Annotated in this window: 19 protein-coding genes; 10 read left to right on the forward strand and 9 right to left on the reverse strand. The window is 55.9% G+C overall.

What is annotated here, in order from left to right; translation table 11 throughout:
* Positions 1–29: 29 nt before the first annotated feature.
* The 3 genes from ftsN to priA form a co-directional block, all read right to left on the reverse strand.
* The gene (gene ftsN / locus NXT09_RS19540; protein WP_268580926.1) at positions 30–905 is read right to left on the reverse strand and encodes a cell division protein FtsN; all 876 of its coding nucleotides are present in this window, start codon (positions 903–905) and stop codon (positions 30–32) included.
* 88 nt (positions 906–993) lie between these two features.
* Complete coding sequence (gene cytR / locus NXT09_RS19545) at positions 994–2037, reverse strand: DNA-binding transcriptional regulator CytR (RefSeq protein WP_268580927.1); 1044 nt, start codon at positions 2035–2037, stop codon at positions 994–996.
* Between the two features lie 306 nt (positions 2038–2343).
* On the reverse strand, positions 2344–4542 hold the full coding sequence (gene priA, locus NXT09_RS19550; RefSeq protein WP_268580928.1) for a primosomal protein N': 2199 nt from the start codon (positions 4540–4542) through the stop codon (positions 2344–2346).
* 293 nt (positions 4543–4835) lie between these two features.
* Between priA and rpmE the strand changes: the two genes are divergently transcribed.
* A complete protein-coding gene (rpmE, locus tag NXT09_RS19555; protein ID WP_010281510.1) occupies positions 4836–5051 on the forward strand; it encodes a 50S ribosomal protein L31 in 216 nt (71 codons plus the stop codon).
* An 81-nt stretch (positions 5052–5132) separates the two neighbouring features.
* On the opposite strand, the gene NXT09_RS19560 is transcribed toward rpmE, so the two are convergent.
* From NXT09_RS19560 to metJ, 6 genes are all read right to left on the reverse strand, one after another.
* A complete protein-coding gene (locus NXT09_RS19560) occupies positions 5133–5543 on the reverse strand; it encodes a type II toxin-antitoxin system HicB family antitoxin (RefSeq protein WP_268580929.1) in 411 nt (136 codons plus the stop codon).
* 27 nt (positions 5544–5570) lie between these two features.
* Entirely contained in the window at positions 5571–5750 is a 180-nt protein-coding gene (locus NXT09_RS19565) for a type II toxin-antitoxin system HicA family toxin (RefSeq protein WP_010281507.1), read from the reverse strand.
* Between the two features lie 98 nt (positions 5751–5848).
* The gene (locus tag NXT09_RS19570; RefSeq protein WP_268580930.1) at positions 5849–6859 is read right to left on the reverse strand and encodes a FecCD family ABC transporter permease; all 1011 of its coding nucleotides are present in this window, start codon (positions 6857–6859) and stop codon (positions 5849–5851) included.
* Positions 6856–7818: an ABC transporter substrate-binding protein gene (locus NXT09_RS19575; protein ID WP_268580939.1), complete on the reverse strand. Its 963-nt coding sequence runs from the start codon at positions 7816–7818 to the stop codon at positions 6856–6858. Before NXT09_RS19575 ends, NXT09_RS19570 begins: the two co-directional genes overlap by 4 nt.
* A gap of 9 nt (positions 7819–7827) precedes the next feature.
* Positions 7828–8625 carry an ABC transporter ATP-binding protein gene (locus tag NXT09_RS19580; protein WP_268580931.1) on the reverse strand — a complete coding sequence of 266 codons (798 nt, stop codon included), beginning with the start codon at positions 8623–8625 and terminating at the stop codon, positions 7828–7830.
* A 234-nt stretch (positions 8626–8859) separates the two neighbouring features.
* Complete coding sequence (metJ, locus tag NXT09_RS19585) at positions 8860–9177, reverse strand: met regulon transcriptional regulator MetJ (protein WP_005973355.1); 318 nt, start codon at positions 9175–9177, stop codon at positions 8860–8862.
* A gap of 187 nt (positions 9178–9364) precedes the next feature.
* On the opposite strand from metJ, the gene metB reads away from it, so the two are divergent.
* From metB to metF, 9 genes are all read left to right on the forward strand, one after another.
* Entirely contained in the window at positions 9365–10525 is a 1161-nt protein-coding gene (metB, locus tag NXT09_RS19590; protein WP_039281157.1) for a cystathionine gamma-synthase, read from the forward strand.
* A gap of 2 nt (positions 10526–10527) precedes the next feature.
* Positions 10528–12963, forward strand: coding sequence for a bifunctional aspartate kinase/homoserine dehydrogenase II (locus NXT09_RS19595; RefSeq protein ID WP_240584272.1), 2436 nt, complete (start codon positions 10528–10530; stop codon positions 12961–12963).
* A gap of 217 nt (positions 12964–13180) precedes the next feature.
* Entirely contained in the window at positions 13181–14347 is a 1167-nt protein-coding gene (locus tag NXT09_RS19600; protein ID WP_268580932.1) for an ABC transporter ATP-binding protein, read from the forward strand.
* Between the two features lie 22 nt (positions 14348–14369).
* A complete protein-coding gene (locus NXT09_RS19605; protein ID WP_104209604.1) occupies positions 14370–15503 on the forward strand; it encodes an extracellular solute-binding protein in 1134 nt (377 codons plus the stop codon).
* 183 nt (positions 15504–15686) lie between these two features.
* Positions 15687–16526 carry an ABC transporter permease gene (locus tag NXT09_RS19610; RefSeq protein ID WP_268580933.1) on the forward strand — a complete coding sequence of 280 codons (840 nt, stop codon included), beginning with the start codon at positions 15687–15689 and terminating at the stop codon, positions 16524–16526.
* The gene (locus NXT09_RS19615) at positions 16523–17329 is read left to right on the forward strand and encodes an ABC transporter permease (protein WP_039505034.1); all 807 of its coding nucleotides are present in this window, start codon (positions 16523–16525) and stop codon (positions 17327–17329) included. The genes NXT09_RS19610 and NXT09_RS19615 overlap by 4 nt, the downstream gene beginning before the upstream one ends.
* The gene (locus NXT09_RS19620) at positions 17326–18330 is read left to right on the forward strand and encodes a LacI family DNA-binding transcriptional regulator (protein WP_268580934.1); all 1005 of its coding nucleotides are present in this window, start codon (positions 17326–17328) and stop codon (positions 18328–18330) included. Before NXT09_RS19615 ends, NXT09_RS19620 begins: the two co-directional genes overlap by 4 nt.
* Entirely contained in the window at positions 18282–19139 is an 858-nt protein-coding gene (locus NXT09_RS19625) for a phosphodiesterase (RefSeq protein WP_268580935.1), read from the forward strand. The genes NXT09_RS19620 and NXT09_RS19625 overlap by 49 nt, the downstream gene beginning before the upstream one ends.
* Positions 19140–19392: 253 nt before the next feature.
* Positions 19393–20289: a methylenetetrahydrofolate reductase gene (gene metF, locus NXT09_RS19630; RefSeq protein ID WP_010308167.1), complete on the forward strand. Its 897-nt coding sequence runs from the start codon at positions 19393–19395 to the stop codon at positions 20287–20289.
* Positions 20290–20678: the final 389 nt, after the last annotated feature.

The following is a 20678-nucleotide window of genomic DNA, read 5'->3' on the forward strand; positions in this document are numbered from 1 at the left end:
GTTATAGATGGGGGAAGGCGTGGGGTTTTTCAACCCCCGCTAGCAAGAGGAATACAGTTTGATGCGCCCGCGCCCTTGAGACGTTGGATCATGCTATCTGCGGCAGCACGGTTGTTATAAGGCCCAAGCATAATACGGTTCCAGCCGCCGTTAGAGGTGATGCGGCTTTCGATACCGGCAAACGCCAGCTGTGCTCTGACCGATTCGGCAGGATCCATGGTTTTGAAGGAGCCACATTGGATCGCCCAGCGCTGGGTTTTCTCGGCTTTTGGTGCTTCAGGCTGTTTGACCGGCTGTTGCTTCGGCGCTTCCTGTTTTGGAATGTCTTGTCTTGGAACGTCTTGTCTTGGAACAACAGGCGTCGTTTGCGTGATCGCAGGCGCCCGCGTGGTAGGCTGCGTTGTCACGACAGGCGGCTGCTGCATCGATTGGGTCGGCGGCTTGATCGTCACCTGAGAGCGCGGAACCTGCGTCTGGTCGTTATACGGCACTTCGGAAAGCTGCGTTGGCTGACGACGCATATCTGACTGCATCTGTTCCAACAGCTGGCGCTGTTCATCCGTCAACTGCACTGGCGACTGAATCTCGCCACCCGCGGAAGGCTCTGTTGGCGTCGTGACGCCCAACTGACGGTTTTCCAGTTCTTTGATGTAACGCCAGCGTTCTTCCGGTTTGGGTGGCAGCCCGTTACCTTTGCCCGCATTCTGATGCGGCAGGACGGGTGACTCGTCCGGTTTATTATGGGCGATAAAGTACAGACCGCCCGCGAAGGTGACCAAAACGGCAACAGCGAGTGCGATCATCGTCTTGGACGCACCTGAAGCCTTGCCTTTTTTCCGGCTATTTGTCGTTTTCCGACGCGTCCCTGATGAACGTCCCCGGCTCACGTAGTCTCTTTGTGCCACTGTCGTTTCGCTGTGAATTGATAGGTAAATAATATAATTAGGGGGTCATGTTACTGAACCCTCAAATATTTGACCAGCACCTGAAGTCTTAAAGCCTGTTACGGGCGTAATTCGGTGCGGCGACGCTGTCGCGTATGACCAGCTCACTGGACAACAGACGCGAACCGCTTTGTACCGTGTTACCTTGCAACTGCTCTAAGAGTAGCAGCATTGCCTCGCGTCCGATCTGATAACGAGGCTGGGCGACAGAAGTCAGAGTCGGCCAGCTGTACTGCGCCTGTTCGATATCATCGAAACCGATAACGGAGAGATCGCGCGGGATATCCAACCCCATCTTTCTGGCCTGCGCCAGCACGCCCAGCGCCATGAGGTCGCTATGACAGAAGACCGCGCTGGGGGGCTGAGGATGTTGCATCAGTGCAATCAGGCCGTTAATCCCAGTTTCGTAGGTGAAATCGCCCCGAAAGATATACTGGTTATCGATGAGAATCCCGTTGCGGCGCAGGGCCTGAATATATCCCTGGAGGCGATATTGGCTCAGGTGCATGTGCTCTGGGCCAGCAATGCAGGCGATGCGCTGGTGACCCGCCTGATGCAGATAGTGTACGGCTTCAAAGGCGGCGGTCAGGTTATCGATATGCACGGTGGGCAGCGCCAGATCCGGCGAGAACTCATTCGCCATTACCATTGGCGGCAGATTACGCTGCTCTTCCTGGCCTGCGTCAAACGGCAGATTAGAGCCGAGTAACAGCATGCCGTCGATCTGCTTGGTAATAATCAGGTCAACGAAGGTTTTTTCTTTCTGATGCTGGTGAGCGCAATCGCCAATCAACACCAGATAGCCGTGTTCGGCTGCCGTTTCCTCGATCCCGCGAAATATTTCGGAGAAATAGGGATCGCAGATATCCGGGACGATCGTCAGGATCGTGCGCGATTCGTTACGCTTGAGATTCCTGTTGAGTGCGTGAGGCGAATAGCCAACGGCGATGACAGCCTGCTCGACCTTCCTACGGGTGGTCGCAGAGACTTTCTCTGGGTTCATTAACGTTCGGGATACGGTCGCGGTGGAAACGCCCGCTTCATCCGCCACGTCTTTCATCGTCGCCGTGGTGACGCCTTTCTTCTGCTTCAACGCTTTTCTCCTTGCGTCAGCGTTAACTGGCGCTGACTGTCAGCAGAACGCCCCTGTCTACTGACTTTCTATGATTACGGGTAACGCTTTTCGGGAACGGTATGCCGGTGGAACGGCGCTATACCTCAACACGACCTGACCTCAGTAAACGGTCTGGCTTCAGCATACGGCCTGCGCAGACAGTGATAACAGATTGAACGCAGGTTTTGTTGCTTAATTTGCACAGAAAATGTGATGAATATCGTGTTCTCGACGCCGATCGCAAAAAATGAGTGGCAAGAAACCGAAATGATCTAACAGGAAGCGCTAACCGTCCGTGGGGTCGACATCCAGCATCCATTTCACTTTACGCGCCTGCGGCAGCGTGCCGATTAGCGTCAGCGACGTTCTGACCAGTTTCTGCAATAGCGCTCTGGAGGGGTGCTGTAGCAAAAGCTGCCAGCGGAAGCGTCCCGCGCGTTTGGGTTGCAAAGCAGGGACTGGGCCCAGCAGCCAGAGTGATTCATCCCGCAGCGGGCTCGCCTCCAGCAAATTGCGCAACTGCTGGAGGAATAACGCGGCCTGCTGATTATCGTGGTCGTCAGCGCGGAAGAGAATATGGCTGGTAAACGGCGGCAGAAAAACGCTTTTCCGTTCAGTCAGCGCCTGGCTGGCAAAGGCATCGTAGCCCTGTTGCAGCAGCGTTTGTAATAGTGGATGTTCTGGGTGGTGCGTTTGCAGCGCCACTTCGCCCGCCTTGCCTGCACGTCCTGCGCGACCCGCCACCTGAGTATAGAGCTGGGCAAAACGTTCGGCTGCACGGAAGTCGGCAGAGAACAGCGAGCCGTCCACGTCTAGTAAAGCCACCAGCGTTACGTCAGGGAAATGATGCCCCTTCGCCAACATCTGTGTGCCGATGAGAAGACGTGCGCCGCCTTGCCTGACCTGCGAGAGCTGTTGCTCAAGCGCTCCTTTACGGCTGGTGGTGTCACGGTCGATGCGGGTGATCGGGACATCGGGAAAGATCGGCTCAAGGCTTTGTTCCAATTGCTCGGTACCCAGACCGACCGGCACCATATTCGTTGAGCCGCAGCCGGGGCACTGTTGTGGCACCGGGCGCTGGCTGTCGCAGTGGTGGCAGCGCAACATCCTCTGATGCTGGTGGTAGGTATAGTAGTGATCGCAGCGCTGACACTCGGCAATCCAGCCGCACTCGTGGCACATTACCACGGGGGCGAACCCGCGCCGATTGAGGAACAAGATAACCTGATTATCGTTTGTCAGATGGTGGCGGATGCGGGTAATCAAAGGCTGGGATAATCCGGCCGTCAGCGGCAGCCCTTTCAGATCGATGACGTGCTGTTTGGCGAGCGCGGCATTGCCCGCTCTTTTGGTCAGATTCAAGCGTCGATACTTGCCGATCTGGACGTTATACAGCGTCTCCAGCGCGGGCGTCGCCGTCCCCATGACGATAGGAATGTCTTCTTCTCTGGCGCGGAAGACTGCCAAATCACGGGCGTGATAGCGCCAGCCTTCCTGCTGTTTATAGGAACTGTCGTGTTCTTCATCGATCACAATCAGCCCTAAACGGGCAAACGGAGTAAATAAAGCCGACCGTGTTCCGATGACGATGGCGGCTTCACCGCTGCGGGCACGTAGCCAGACGGCAAGGCGTTCGCTGTCGTTGAGTGCCGAATGCAGCACATCCACCGGTGCATTAAACCGTTCGCGAAAGCGGGCGATGGTTTGCGGCGTCAGGCCAATTTCCGGCACTAACACCAGCGCTTGCTTGCCCTGCGCGAGCACATTTTCCAGCACGCTGAGATAGACTTCGGTTTTGCCCGACCCGGTGATGCCTGCGAGCAGCCAGGCGGCAAAATGATTATCTTCGCTGCGGATCGCGCCGACGGCAGTAGCCTGTTCGGTATTCAAACGCAGTCGGTCAGTCGCCAGACTAAAGTTCTGACGCCAGTCGTGAAGCGTTTGTTCTGCGGCCTGTAATTCGCACAGTCCTTTACTGCGCAGTGCCTGCAACGCCGTTTCCGTCAGCCCGATTTCGCTCACCTGATGGCGATAAAGCGGCGACTGAAGTAAGGCCGCTAGCGCCTGCTGCTGTTTTGCCGCGCGTTTGAGCGTGCTGAGCGGCGTCGCGCGACCCTGCTCGGTAGCAAACCACTGCCAGAGCGGCGCGCGGTGTGCGGGTTTCCCCTGACGCAGTAGGATCGGCAGCGCGTGGAACAGCACTTCGCCAATCGGATAGTGATAATACTCAACGGCCCACAGCAAAATGCGCCACAGGCTGGGTGGGAACAGCGGCTGCTCGTCCAGCACGTCATGCACGGGTTTTAATTGCTCAAGCGGAAGTTCGCTGGTGTTGCTCAGCGCGGTAATAATGCCGATCGCTTTACGATTACCAAAGGAGACGCTGACGCGCGCGCCGACCTGCGGAGCGATGCCTCCTGCGGGTAGCAAATAATCGAATGTACGTGCCAATGGCACGGGCAAAGCGACCTGAGCGACAGACATAACTTCTCCGTGATAGTCGACGTGATTTGCGTGGCGATCAATGACATAACCGAGCGGTCTGTATCATGCGCGACGCGGGGTGAAAATAACGCAAGGCGCTAGTGTACATGCTGCGAGGGATAATGTGTGGATGCGATTGCATCAGGGTAGCGGATTCTGTATGATCCGCCGCCATTATGCTGTTCGCGAAAATCATCGCGCCGTTTGCATAATGAAACTTACTTATACAACTTTCGTGTGGTGTCTGGCGGAACAGGGCTGGATAGCGACACGGCCTTAACTGAGGTTTCCCCATGAAAAAAGGTATTCACCCGAATTATTCTGCAGTTACTGTAACTTGCTCTTGCGGTAACGTGATCAAAACCCATTCTACCGTGGGTCGTGACCTGAACCTGGACGTTTGTGGCGAATGCCACCCGTTCTACACCGGCAAACAACGTGATGTTGCAACTGGTGGCCGTGTTGACCGCTTCAACAAGCGTTTCTCCGTTCCAGGCGCTAAAAAATAAGTTCTACTGGCCAATTGGTACAGTAACTTTCTGCAAAGGCACCGACAGGTGCCTTTGTTGTTTCTGGTAGCTCAGTGCTGTTCATCGTGAAGACGAGATTCGCTCTAATGCTGCCTGCGCGAGAAACCCTGAGCGGCTTTTAAATTCAGGATTACTTGCCACGCAACGATCAATTCGGTCAATCAGCGATTTAGGCAGTGTAACGTTAATTTTTTCTGAACCGCCCATTAAGCGCGTCACATCAATATCAACAACCGCCCACGTGTACCCAGCGTATTCTGCACTTTTTGCCAATTGGCCTACTGACGACACGGTGGGAATATCCTGACCCATCTCGATCAGCAATTCGATATGTCCGGTAATCGCCTCTTTAGCATTCGCGATGGCATTATCTAGCGTATCGCCTGCAGAAAAACAGCCCGGTAGATCTGGCACGGTTACACCGTATGCGTGGGTATCGTCGCCTGCTTCAATTGCAATCGGATAAAACATAATTCAGCCTCTTCGAGTCAGCGATGATCATATTCCTGCCTGTTTCCTGATGCTTTTTACCGTGCCTATCGGTAAATCCTTCTTCGGGTGGGGGATTGTGACTAATCCCGGTTTGCTGGGGTGCATAAAATGGTGGTGGCTTCCGTTCACTCTTATCAGCTCCCACCCATCGGCCTTGATTTCTGCTATTAACGTCCTGCTATCCATCCCTGCACCCCGTTGCCCTTTAATACGGTAAAGATAACCCCAATAACTCCATTTGGCAATATTGTGGGGTTATTGGGGTTATTTTAAGTCTACCTCTTTCATCCCTGCTGACGTTTTACCAGCATTCCCAGAACGAAGATGCCGCCCAATCCCGCGGTAATAATCCCGATGGGCAATTCCTGTGGTGCCAGTAGCTGCCGGCTGAGCCAATCGCCGCCGCACAGCAGTATCGCACCCAGCACGGCGGTCATTGGCAGAAGCTTCTTGTGTAGCACACCGCTCCATGGGCGAGCCAGATGGGGAATCATCAGGCCGATAAAACCAATCACGCCAGTCAGCGCGACTAGCAGCGACGTGGCGAACGCGCAGCAGATGAAAATTTCCACCCGTACGCGAGACAGATTCACCCCCATTGAGGCCGCCGTTTGTCCACCAGCCAGCAGAGCGTCGAGCGCGCGCCAGCGCAGGGCGGTAAGGCCGAATAGCAGCAGAACGCTGAACACCGCAAAAGGCAACGTGTCCCAACGGGCAAGGCCCAGCCCGCCCAGCGACCAGAAAAGAATCGAGCTGGCGGCCCGCTGATCGCCGGAAAACACCAGATAGTTCGTCAGCGCGCCGAACAGAAATGAGATCGCTAATCCACAGATAATCAGGCGCTCTGCGCCCCGCGCCTGTTGCAGCAGAAACAGCACGGTCACGGCAACGGCCGATAAGATCCCGCCGCAGAAGGCCGCCATCGGCAGCGCCCAGTCACCGAGTTGCTCACCAAAGCGGGTGATGACGGCGACCGCACCCGCTGAGGCACCGGCAGACAGGCCAAACAGAAAGGGGTCTGCCAGATCGTTGCGGGTCGCCGTTTGCAAAAAGGCCCCGACCATCGCTAACCCCGCGCCGCACAGCGCTGCCAGCAGGCTGCGAGGAATACGCAGTTCAAGAATGATGCGTGACGTCATCGGTGACACGTCTGCCGACGATAGCCCCAATACGCTGGCGACCTGCGTGAGGGGAATCGTCGTGCTGCCTGTCGCAATATTTAACAGCATCAGCCCAGCCAGTATCAGAAGTGCGATAACGAAGGTCGCGGCATAACGTGAAGACGTTGGGCTCACTTAAAGGCATCCGGGTAGAGTGCGTGTGCCAGTTTATCGACGGCAGCGATATTCGCGGGTCCCGGCGTGAGCTCTGCATATTGCAGCTTTAGATAGCGATGCTGTTGTACGGCGGGGGTAAATTTCATCAGCGGATGTGATTCCAGAAAACGTCTTAAGGCATCTGCACCGTTGCCCGTCTGGTAATCCAGTAAAATGATAAAGTCAGGCTCGCGTGCCGCTACGCTTTCCCACGATGTTGAAGCCCAGCTCGTCTCCATATCGTCCATTACGTTCTTGCCGCCCGCGGCCTCAATGATGGCGGTTGGCATGGCGAATTTCCCGCTGGTAAACGGCTTATCGTCGCCAGAGTCATACAGAAAAACCGTCTGCTTTGGCTGATTGCCAATACGGGTTTGCAGTTCGGCAATGTGCTGCTTCCAGCCGTCAATCTGTTCCTGAGCCTGTTCCTGCTTACCGAAGATTTTCCCCAGTTTCAGCATGTCACCGTAAAGCAGAGCCATGCTGGCTCGCGGCCGCTGTTTCTGCTGTTCGGTGAAAACGCAGCTTTCGCTGAGTACCAGCGTCTGAATGCCGTATTTTTGCAGCGCTTGCGGTGTGACTTCGCCACCGACTTTCATGCCGTAGTTCCACCCTGCAAAGAAGAAATTCGGGTGTACAGCTAGCAGGTTTTCCAACGTCGGGTATTTTGCTGCCAGTTCAGGGATGGTGCCCTGTTGCTTGATAAAGTCTGGGGGCGCTTTATACCAGCCGGTGATCCCCGTCAGCCCGACAATATTTTTTTGCAGCCCAAGTGCAAAGGCCATTTCCGTCATGTTCAGGTCATGAATAACGGCTCGCTGTGGCGGCTGGGTGAAGGTCAGCGGTTGCCCACAGCTATCCACCGTGACGGGAAAACCCGAGGCGTGTGCCCAGCACGACGTCAATGCTAGCAGTCCAGACAGAAGCGTTATTTTCATCATGGTTCCTTAGTGCAGTTCAGGGGCTTCAAAGATGCGAATGGGCGAACCGTTTATCGGGTGTGGCACCGTAAAGCTCTCCATCCCAAATACGGATTTCACGCAGTCTGCGCTCAGCGCGTGTGCAGGTGTTCCCCAGCGGAGTAGCGTTCCCTGCTGCAAAACAGCGACACGGTCGGCAAAGGGGGTGATCAGTGGCAGATCGTGCAGCACCGCCAGCGTTGAAATACCGCGTTTCCGCACGAGAGACAGCAACTGCGCACGTGCTAACGGATCGAGGTGGTTAGTGGGTTCATCCAACAACAGGAGTTGCGGCGTTTGCGCGAACGCACGTGCCAGCGATGCGCGTTGACGTTCTCCACCGGAGAGCGTACCCAGCAGGCGGTGGCGCAGCGGTAATAATCCCGTATCGTCCAGCGCTTCCTCGATGAGCTGGCGATCGTACGCAGGTGTGCTGAATCCGTGGTGGGGAATCCGCCCTAAGGCGACGTACTCTGCGACCCGCAGACGCAGATCTGGTGCATCGTTCTGCGCCAGAATCGCGATGCGCTTTGCTCGCTCATGGCGACTGAGTGTATTTAGCGGTTGCCCATTCAGGTAGATGTGCCCCGTCGTTGTGCCGAGCTCGCTGGTTAACACGCGTAGCAACGTGGATTTACCGCTGCCGTTGGGCCCAACCAGCGCCAAACGCTCGCCAGCCTGCATAGACAGAGAAATATCACTGAGCCTCGGCGCGCGATTGGCGTCGGCAACGGAAACATGGTGAAGCTGTAGCAGCACGGGGTTACTGGAGAGAAGCTCTGTCATGATGCGGGCATATCACCGTCATAGGTCAAAAATGATATGTTATAACATAACAAATTAAATGCAATCCCGATTCACAATGTGAGTGGAAGAGGAAGCGATCGGAAGAAGCGCGAGCGGTGGAAGTTCGAAGTTTTAGAGGTTAATGAAGAGTGATGTGTTGAGCGGGATGCACTGCATAGCAAAACCCCGCCGGAGAAGGCGGGGTTCGCTAGAAAATTGACAGCGCAAACGCGATCAGTATTCCCACGTATCTGGGTCGATACCCATTTCACGCATGATGATTTTCGCGGCTTCAGGAATTTCATCGCTGCGTTCTTTACGCAGGTCTTCGTCATTCGGTAACGGTTGTCCCGTGAACGCGTGCAGGAACGCCTCGCACAGCAGCTCGCTGTTGGTGGCATGGCGCAGGTTGTTCACCTGACGACGCGTGCGTTCGTCAGTCAGTATCTTTAGTACTTTCAATGGGATAGATACTGTTATCTTCTTGACTTGCTCGCTTTTTTTACCGTGTTCAGCGTAAGGGCTGACATACTCGCCGTTCCACTCAGCCATGGGATACCTTAAAAATTAATCTAATGAAGACAGCATCTGTCATGAAATGCCACAATTCTAGCGGTTATTATGCTTATGCTCAATCTATACGCAAAGAAGTTTAGATGTCTAGATGTGTTGACGTCTATTAAAACTGCGTTTACTCTTAAGTTCCTATCTTTTCAGCCTCCAGCCAGGAAATGAGCCGATGACGCGTAAACAGGCAACGATCGCAGTCCGCAGCGGGTTAAATGATGATGAGCAGTATGGCTGCGTCGTCCCACCCATTCACCTTTCCAGCACGTATAACTTTACCGGATTCAACCAGCCACGCGCACATGACTATTCGCGTCGCGGTAACCCCACGCGTGATGTTGTGCAGCGTGCGCTTGCCGAACTGGAAGGTGGTGCGGGTGCGGTAATGACGAGCAGCGGGATGTCGGCGATTATGCTGGTTTGCACGGTGTTCCTGCGTCCCGGCGATCTGCTGGTGGCACCGCATGATTGCTACGGCGGCAGCTATCGTCTGTTTGACAGCCTGAGCAAGCGCGGCGCATTTCGCGTCAAATTTGTCGATCAAAGTGATACCGATGCGCTCAACGCGGCATTGGCAGAAAAGCCGAAGCTGGTGCTGGTGGAAAGCCCGAGCAATCCGCTGCTGCGCGTCGTGGATATTGCCGCGATTTGTCAGGCCGCGCGGGAAGCGGGTGCGGTCAGCGTGGTGGATAACACCTTCCTGAGTCCGGCGTTGCAGAAGCCGCTGGAGCTGGGTGCCGATCTGGTGGTGCATTCATGTACCAAGTACCTGAATGGTCACTCTGACGTCGTGGCGGGTGCAGTGATCGCCAAAGATGCCGATACCATTACTGAACTGGCCTGGTGGGCGAACAACATCGGTGTTACGGGCGCAGCGTTTGACAGCTATCTGCTGCTACGTGGCCTGCGTACCTTATCGCCACGTATGGCGGCCGCGCAGCGTAATGCGCAACAAGTGGTTGAATTCTTACAGACGCAGCCGTTGGTGAAGGCGCTGTACCATCCTTCACTGCCGAACAATCCCGGCCATGATATTGCCCGCCGTCAACAATCTGGCTTTGGCGCTATGCTAAGTTTTGAACTGGATGGAGATGAAGACACGCTGCGCCGTTTTCTGGCGTCGCTGGAGCTGTTCACCCTGGCGGAATCGCTGGGCGGAGTGGAAAGCCTCATCTCTCATGCGGCAACGATGACGCATGCCGGCATGGCGCCAGAAGCGCGTGCTGCGGCGGGTATCTCTGAAACATTACTGCGTATTTCCACCGGCATTGAAGACGGCGATGATCTGGTTGCCGATCTGGATCGTGCGTTTCAAGCCGCAGCCAAGAGGTAAGAATGAGTGCATTAGGAGTAGCGCCATCGGTAACGGGCCGACAGCTGCATAAGTTTGGCGGTAGCAGTCTGGCCGATGTGAAGTGTTACCTGCGCGTAGCCGGTATTATGGCGGAGTATAGCCACCCCGGTGATTTGATGGTGGTCTCTGCCGCAGGCAGTACCACAAACCAGCTGATTAGCTGGTTGAAACTGAGCCAGAGCGATCGTCTGTCGGCGCATCAGGTTCAGCAGGCATTACGCCGCTACCACAGTGAACTGATTGCCGGGCTGCTGCCTGCGCAAGAGGCAGAGACGCTGACCGCTCAGTTTATCCGCGATCTGGAGCGTTTGGCTGCGCTGCTGGATGGCAAGATAACGGATGCCGTCTACGCCGAAGTGGTTGGGCACGGTGAAATTTGGTCGGCTCGCCTGATGTCTGCCGTGTTGAACCATCTGGATATGAATGCAGCGTGGCTGGATGCGCGTGATTTTCTCTGCGCGGAACGTGCCGCGCAGCCGCAGGTGGATGAAGGACGTTCCTGGCCGCTGTTGCAGCAATATCTGACGCAACACGCAGGTCAGCGTTTAGTGGTAACCGGTTTTATCTGCCGCAATGATGCCGGTGAAACGGTGCTGCTGGGGCGCAACGGAAGTGACTATTCCGCCACACAAATTGGTGCACTGGCGGGCGTTGAGCGCGTGACCATCTGGAGCGACGTCGCCGGGGTGTATAGCGCCGACCCGCGCAAAGTGAAAGATGCCTGCCTGCTGCCGCTGCTGCGACTGGATGAAGCCAGTGAACTGGCACGTCTGGCGGCACCGGTCTTACATACGCGTACCTTACAGCCCGTTTCCGGCAGCGATATTGACCTGCAACTGCGTTGTAGCTATCAGCCTGAACAAGGGTCGACGCGTATTGAACGCGTGTTGGCGTCAGGTACGGGTGCCAAAATTGTCACCAGCCATGATGACGTGTGTCTGATTGAAGTTCAGGTTCCTTCTGAACATGATTTTGTGCTGCTGCAAAAAGAAGTCGAACAGCTTCTGAACCGTGCGCAGCTGAAACCGCTGGCAGTCGGCGTTCATCAGGATCGTAATCTGCTGCAACTGTGCTACACCTCCGAAGTGGTGGATAGCGCGCTGCAACTGCTGGCACAGGCCGCGTTACCCGTTGAACTCAATCAGCGTGACGGTCTGGCGATGGTCGCGATGGTCGGTGCAGGCGTGGGTAAAAATCCGCTGCATAGCCACCGTTTCTATCAGCAATTGAAAGATCAACCGATTGAATTTGTCCGCCAGGCCGATGATGGCATCAGTCTGGTGGCGGTGCTGCGTGTCGGACCGACAGAGCATTTGATCCGTGGGCTGCACCATTCGCTGTTCCGGGCAGAGAAACGCATCGGATTAGTGCTGTTCGGCAAAGGGAATATTGGTTCACGCTGGCTGGAGCTATTTGCACGTGAGCAGAGCAATCTGTCTGCACGCACCGGTTTTGAGTTTGTACTGGCCGGTGTGGTGGACAGTACGCGCAGCCTGTTGAACTATGACGGACTGGATGCCAGCCGCGCGTTAGCTTTCTTCGAAAGTGAAGCGCAAGAGCGGGATGGTGAAGATCTGTTCCTGTGGATGCGTGCGCACCCCTTCGATGATTTGGTGGTGTTGGACGTCACCGCCAGTGAATCGGTCGCCGATCTGTATCTGGATTTCGCCAGCTATGGCTTCCACGTCATCAGTGCTAACAAACTGGCGGGTGCATCCGGCGGCAATAACTATCGCCAGATCCGCGATGCGTTCGCGAAAACGGATCGTCACTGGTTGTATAACGCGACTGTGGGCGCAGGGTTGCCGGTCAACTTTGCCGTACGCGATCTACGAGAAAGCGGCGACAGTATTCTGGCGATTAGCGGGATTTTCTCCGGCACGCTTTCCTGGCTGTTCTTGCAGTTTGACGGCACCGTGCCGTTCACCGAACTCGTCGATCAAGCTTGCCAGCAAGGACTGACCGAGCCGGATCCGCGTGTTGACCTCTCTGGTCAGGACGTCATGCGTAAGCTGGTGATTCTGGCGCGTGAAGCGGGCTATGACATCGAGCCAAGTCAGGTTCGGGTTGAATCGCTGGTGCCGCCGGGCTGTGAGCAGGGTTCTGTCGATTACTTCTTCGAGAACGGCGATTCGCTGAACGAGCAGATGCTGCGTCGTCTGGAAGCGGCACAGGAAATGGGTCTGGTTCTGCGTCACGTCGCACGCTTTGACAGCAACGGTAAAGCGCGCGTTGGCGTTGAAGCGGTTCGCCCCGATCATCCGCTGGCCTCGCTGTTGCCGGGTGATAACGTGTTTGCGATTGAAAGCCGCTGGTATCGGGATAACCCGCTGGTTATCCGTGGGCCGGGCGCGGGGCGCGATGTCACCGCCGGTGCGCTTCAATCTGACCTGAACCGTCTGGCACAGCTGTTGTAGAACCTGTTGTAAGCGCGACATACCGTTGGCCGTCTCCGCGTATGGGGAGATGGCCAATACTCAAGAGACCCATTCCCTCGTTTCCCTTCTCGCTAAAAAATTTCGCCGCTATCTTCCTCGTCAGTCGTGTCATTGAAATGTCACGGTGACAACACGCCACTGACACGATGTCACCGCACAATCAGCGCATTGTTTGATTATCGTGGAATGCACAGCTGTGCAAAAAACAACTTCCTCTGCGGCAGCCCCGCACATTGTCATCGACCATCTACATGTTGGATACGGCACGACCGCCGTATTGAACGATATCCATCTGGAGATTGCGCAGGGCGAATTCGTGGCGTTGCTCGGTTCGTCAGGGTGCGGCAAGACGACACTACTGCGTACGGTTGCTGGGTTCTCGTCACCGCGTGCGGGGGCGATTCGCGTTAACGGACAGGATATGACGCAAGCGCCGCCAGAGAAACGTGGAATGGCGCTGGTGTTTCAGAGCTATGCGCTGTGGCCGCATATGACGGTGGCACAGCATATTGCTTACGGGCTGCGTTTGCGCCGCGTACCGCGTGCGGAGATTGCCAGCCGTGTGGCGGAACTGGAAACCATGCTTGGGTTGACGGGCCTGAGCGCCCGTAAGCCTGCGGAACTGTCCGGTGGACAGCGTCAGCGCGTCGCCTTGGGTCGCGCATTGGCGGTACGGCCGGATATTCTGCTGCTGGACGAACCGCTCTCCAATCTGGACGCCCGCATCCGCTTGCAACTGCGTGATGAGATCCGTGCGCTGCAACAGCGGCTGGGATTGACGGCGATCCACGTGACGCACGATCGCGAAGAAGCGATGGTGATGGCGGACCGCATCGTGATTTTGAATCAGGGTCGCATCATGCAGGCGGGCAGCCCGCAAGAGGTGTATCACCATCCGGCCAGTTCGTTTGTCGCCGCATTTATGGGTGCAGAAAATCGGCTGGTGCTGGAAGCGCGCTATGACGGCGATACGCTGATGATTCCCGGAGATGCTGAAAGCCATTCGCTGGTGCCAGCGAATACGTCGCTACAGCCCGGCGCGATAGAAGCACGTTTTCGTGCCGAAGCCGCTCGCCTTTACGATGCGGCGGACGTCCCGCTTATCCAGCCCGGCATGTTGATGCGCTACGGCACGGTACAGTCCCAAAGCTACCCCGGCGGATACTGGCTACATACGATTTCCAGCGGCACCTGGCGGATACAGGTTCATGCGTCGCATCCCTATGCCATCGGGCAGCGGGTTGCGGTGCAGATCCCTGCCGAGGCGCTGTTTCTTTTCCCGCTGGCAGAAGAGGCAACATCTTCGACGGCGATACCGGATACCACTTCACTTTATTCCCCGCTTCCCGGCCTGACGGCCTGATCCTGAATTGGAGACAAATGAGATGAAACGCATTTTTGCTGCAACGCTGATGATGAGTACGCCGCTGGCGGCGGTACAGGCACAGGAATTAACGGTGTTGACGGCGGGTGACCAAAACATGGTCGACTATGTCAATGAATATCTGGGGCCGCTGTTTGAGAAGCAGCATCCCGGCGTAAAAGTACGTGCCGTCGGCACCGGGCCGGGTGATGCGGGGTCGCAGAAGATTCTTGAGCGTTTCAATGCACAACAGGCCGCTGGTGCTAAAGTCTGGGACACCGATGTGGCGGTTGTGCACGAGAAATTTGTCGGCCCGATGGTGCAAAAGGGCGACCTGCTGAAATATCGCGATGATATCGCCAGCGGCAAGCTGGTCAGCATGGCTGCCGCGGATAAAGCCATGGGCACGGACGTAAAGGGCTACGTCATGCCGATGTTCAGCAGCCAGACGGCGTTGGCCTATAACCCCAGCATGGTCGCGAATCCGCCTAAAAGCTATGACGAAATCCAACAGTGGGCCGCTGCGAATCCGAAGATGTTCGGCTACAACGGCATTAAGGGCGGCGCATCGGGCGTCAGCTTCGTCATGGGCTGGATTTATGCTTACGGTGGTGATGCCCAGAAGCTGATGAACGGACCATTTGATGAGGCGGAAGCGCAGAAATGGCAGCCGGCGTTTGAGCGCCTGAAAGCCTTTAACAAGAACGTGACGCTGACGCCGGGCAACGCTGGCACGCTCGATATGCTGAGCCGCGGTGAAATCGCGATGGGGCCGGTATGGGTCGACATGTTCTATTCCTGGAAAGCGAGCGGGCAGCTGCCGGACAATTTCAAATTGCTGCTGCCTGCGCCTGGTATGCCAGGGCAGCCGATGCACTATGTCATCCCCGCACAGGCACCGAACCGCGAACTGGCTAAACAGTTTGTCGAACTGGCAACCAGCGCCAAAGTGCAGGCTGAAGGGATTGTGGAACGCTTTAACTGGTATCCGGGGATCGACGCCAAGTACGTTCAGGCAGAGTTGAAGCCCGCAGTATGGCAGCGCCTGTTCACGGACGTGACGCCTGATGAACTGGCGAGCAAAGGCAAGACGTTCCCTATCGCGCCTTACCACACTGCGATTTTGAACGCCTATGAGCAGGCGATGGCGAAGTAATTATACCCGTCATACTTCAAGCTGCTTGTGCGTTGGCTGCCCTTACTCACCCCAGTCACTTACCTGAGTAAGCTCCTGGGGACTCGTGCGGTTGCCGCCTTCATGCAGCTCGAATTATTTAGGGTATACACACCTAGTACCACATGCGCTCTGGTGGGATGAAGCCAGAGCGCGGAGACATTCATGTTGCAAGTATCCCAATTCTCTTCCCGACTGGCGGGTATCGCGCTTGTGCTACCCGCGTTGGCGGTGGTGGCTGTCTGTTTTATCACGCCGCTGGGGCTGTCGGTTGGGGGCGCTTTTGTCAGTCAAAATGGCGTAGGCGTTGATAATTTTGTCACGGCATTGACGCTGTATCTGCCCGATATTCTGTTTACCTTACTGATTGTGAGCCTCTCAACGCTGTTGATTGGCCTGCTGTCCGTCATGATCGGCGGCTACCTGACGCTGGGGGAAAGTCCGCGGATGGTGGTGCTGCTGCGCTGGGTCTATCGCTGGCCGCTGTTTATCCCGTTTATTGTGACCGGGCAAATTTTACGTACGTTTCTGGCTAAGAACGGCTGGTTGAATGGCGCACTGGATACGCTCGGCATTGTCGATATGGCCAGCGCCAGCAACTGGCTGGATTGGCGCGGTATCGTGTTTGCCTTCGTCTGGAAACAGACACCGTTTGTGGCGCTGCTGGTCGCGGGCGCGATGGCGTCGCTGGATCGCACGATGATCGAATCCGCCCGTAACTTAGGCGCATCGCGCTTGCGCATTCTGTGTGAAATTGTGGTGCCTCAGGTTGGGCAAACGCTGCTTACCGGACTCATTCTCTCTTTCGTCACCATGATGTCGGTGCTGTCCGTACCGATGATGATCAATGCCCAGTCACCGACGATGCTAACTGCCAATATTGCTTTCCGCATTAACGCCTACGGCGATTATGGCGTGGCGAATGCGTTGGGGGTGATTTCCCTGCTGATGACCGGCCTGTTTGCCGTGATTTATCTCCGCCTGAATATGAGGGAGAAGGCATGAAGAACGTACTGTGGTGGATCCCGAGGATGCTGATTCTGGGGACGCTGATCTTCTTGATCTTTGGGCCCTTGGCTAACCTCCTGCTGTGGTCAGTGGCAGAAAAATGGTTCTATCCCCATCTGCTGCCTAATGACTGGGGCTTCGCCTTCTGGAAGCGGGTGTTTTCACCACGCGGGGTGGCCTGGGAAGCGCTGGGAAATAGCGTGATGGTGGCGGTGTTCACCGTGCTGGCCTCGCTGTCGCTAGCGATTCCGGCGGGATATGCGTTGGCACGCCTGCCGCTGCCTGCTCGTGGATTGATACTGCTGGTCTTTCTGATCCCGCAGGCATTTCCGAATCTGACGGTGTACGTCAATATCGCCCGCCTGTTTTATCAGTGGGGGCTGAATGGCACGCTGCTGGGCGTGGTGCTGGTTCATACGGTTCACGGGCTGGTCTTTGCGGTCTGGATTGCCTCGGCGGCGTTCTCGGCGGTGGGGCGTGAAATGGAGCAGGCGGCGCGCTCAATTGGTGCCGGGCCGTGGCGTGCTTTTGTCGATATCACCTTGCCGCTGGCTATGCCGGGGCTGATGGCATCGGCCATCTTCGTCTTCCTCGAATCGCTGGATGAATTTACCGGCAGCTATTTTGTCGGGGCACCGGATGTGCAGATGATGCCACTGCTGCTCTATACCGCGGGAGCGGGCGGTAACTATCAGATCGCTTCCATTACCGCGCTGGTGCTGCTGATTCCTTCTGTGCTGTTCATGCTGGTGGTGGAACGTTTTTTGAAAGCTGACGTAATGGCAAGGATAGGGAAATGACGGCAGGTAAACAGGGCTACGTTAGCGCACAGGATGTTGCACGTCGGGCTGGCGTATCGCGCTCGGCGGTGTCCCGCAGTTTTACCCCTGGCGCCAGCGTGTCGGCTGCCACCTATGCCAAAGTGATGACGGCGGCGCAGGAGTTGGGCTATCAGGTTAACGATCTGGCACGCGGCCTGCTGGCGAACAGCAGCCGTCTGGTTGGGCTAGTGGTGACACACCCTGAGGTTGGGTTTCGCGCCAATTTGGTCGCAGAGCTGTCGCAGGCCTTAATTCAACGCGGTTCGATTCCCGTGCTCATCAATACCGGTCATGTGCGAGAAGCGATGGCCGCCGCGCGTTCGATTCTGTTTGGTCACCGTGCGGAAGCGACGATTGTGCTTTCCGGCTCGCCGCCAAAAGAATTCGTCGAGTTGGCGCAGTTAAACGGCCAGCCGCTGATTGTTATTGGGCGGCACGAACCCGCGTGTGACAGCGTACACATTGATAATGACACCGCCGCGCGTATGGCGGCGCGGCTGTTTGCCTCATCGGGCAGAACGCGTTTGGCTCTGGCCGGAGCGGCTTCGGCAACGCCCAATATCATCGAACGTGAACAGGCGTTTTGTGAAGAAGCGCGTTTGTTAGGGCTGCCCGTGGTTGTGGTACGTGGTGATGATACGGACTATGACGACGGGTTGACGGTGGGGCAGACGCTATTTTCGCTTCCCGAAGCCGCCAGGCCAGATGCGGTGTTCTGCGTTAACGATTTAGTGGCGTTCGGCGTGATCGATCGCGCAAAGCTGAGTGGGCTGGCCGTTCCGCAGGATCTCATGGTGATCGGGTTTGATGATATTCCGGCCGCAGGGTGGGATGCCTATGCGTTGACGACATTTCGTCAGGATCCCGCAACGATGGCGGCACAGGCGCTGGCGTTGCTCGATCGACGCCAGTCTCAGGTACAAGAACCCGCGTGTCGAGCGAAAGTGGCTGCCCCGCTAATCCGCCGCCAGTCGGCGTAACGGTACTGGCAGGCGATAGCACGTGGATAGTGAAAACCGAGGATAATATGAAACTGATTCAACTTTCCGACCTCCATCTGACCGCACAAGGCGGTAACTTGCATGGCCGCGACCCGGAACAGCAGTTGAAGGCGGCGATTGCCGACATCAATGCACACCATCGCGATGCCGATCTGGTGGTCATATCTGGCGATTTGTCCGATGACGGCAGCGCGGCATCTTATGCGTTTCTGGCTTCGGCGCTGTCCGAGCTACAGCTTCCCTGGCGTGTGACGATGGGGAATCACGACGATCGGGAGACGTTTTTGGCCCAGTTCCCGACGCTGGCGGATGAAAATGGATTTTTGCAGAACGTGACGGTAGTGGGGGATGATTGCGTCATTCTGCTGGATTCGTTGCAGGCTGGTGAGGTGGGTGGAACGCTGTGTTCAGCGCGGCTGGCGTGGCTGGAGCAACAGCTTCAGGCTGCGGAAAGCAAGAATGTGTTCCTGTTCCTGCATCATCCTCCGATGTCGATCGGGCTTCCGGCGCTGGATAATGTTCGATTAGCCCCCGAGGCAGCAGATGCGCTGTATCAAGTGTGTCACCGCTTCGGCAATGTGCGGCATATTTCTGCGGGGCATGTGCATCGGCCTGCTAGCGGCGGCTGGCGAGGTATATCGTTCACCACGATACGCGGCACCAATCATCAGTCCGCGCTGCGCTTCGCTCCGGGATTTGAGGTCAGCCTGGAAGCCCCACAGTACGCCATTTTTCTGACGACGGAAGAAGGGCATACCGTACATTTTCACGATTTCCCCTGCGGCTGATGGCGTGTTTCCTAGATTCTCGCGATGGCACACGAAACTGTCTCTACGTTGACATAACAATGTGACGAAGAGACAGCACTTTTGCGAGAAACCCATCATGAACTTTCTTCATTTACCGTGAGTAATCATCACGGCTTGTCGTGCTGAAAAACGTTGACTCTTTAAGCGGATTACGTCATTTTCTATATAGCCGTCTAAACGTATAGACGTGTAGCGAATGATAATAACAGTCACGGTCAACGGGGTAGCAGGTATGAGCTTTTTTCACGCAAACCAGCGGGAAGCGCTGAATCAAAGTCTGGCGGAATTACAGGGACGCATTAATGTGTCATTCGAATTTTTCCCGCCGCGTACCAGCGAGATGGAAGACACCCTGTGGAGTTCTATTGATCGACTGAGCAGCCTGAAGCCCAAGTTTGTTTCCGTGACCTACGGGGCGAATTCTGGCGAGCGTGACCGTACTCACAGCATTATCAAAACGATTAAAGAGCGTACCGGTCTGGAAGCGGCACCTCACCTGACCTGCATCGATGCTTCACGCGAACAGTTGCGTGACATCGCTCAGGATTACTGGGAGAGCGGTATCCGCCATATTGTCGCGCTGCGTGGCGACTTGCCTCCAGAAGGCGGCAAACCGGACATGTACGCAGCGGATCTGGTTTCGCTGCTGAAAGAGGTTGGCGATTTCGATATTTCCGTTGCCGCCTATCCTGAAGTACACCCTGAAGCGAAAAGCGCGCAGGCTGACCTGATTAATCTTAAACACAAGATTGATGCTGGCGCGAATCGCGCGATCACACAGTTCTTTTTCGACGTAGAAAGCTACCTGCGGTTCCGTGACCGCTGTGTGGCGACGGGCATCGATGTAGAAATTGTGCCGGGCATTCTGCCGGTGTCGAACTTCAAGCAGTTGCAAAAATTTGCCACGATGACCAACGTCCGTGTGCCGAATTGGATGACGACCATGTTTGACGGCCTGGATAACGATCCAGAAACCCGCAAAATGGTGGGCGCGTCTATCGCCATGGATATGGTGAAAATTCTCAGTCGTGAAGGCGTAAAAGATTTCCATTTCTATACGCTGAACCGCGCGGAGCTGAGCTATGCGATTTGCCATACGCTGGGCGTCCGCCCTGATGTGGCACGCTGAGGCGATACGCAAGATTTCAGGAAGAAAGAGGCTGCAACGCGGTGACGAAGAGTAACGGTATTGGAATGCCTTTCAACGTCACTTATTGCGGCTCTGAAAAGGAGGAGTCTCAGGGATGAGATTCCTATTCGCACGGCGCATCACAGTATGATGGTCACGCGGCGACGTGATTAACTATCCCCTATTAACTATCTCCTATTAACTACCCCCTCTGAATATTCAATCCTATTTTCTCTTCACCAGTTTCGATGCTTTCCTTGCTTTGCCGCTGGTCAGCTTTCCAGACATCGTTCGCAAGGGTATTGTTGCCCGACGCACACAAAATGCTGTCACTGCCAAATCACATTGAAGATGTTAGCCCGCTTGTTATAGCGTGGCTGGAGTCTGGC

Origin of the sequence: Pectobacterium jejuense (assembly GCF_026800125.1) — a bacterium.
In the GTDB taxonomy this organism is placed as follows: Bacteria; Pseudomonadota; Gammaproteobacteria; order Enterobacterales; family Enterobacteriaceae; genus Pectobacterium; species Pectobacterium jejuense.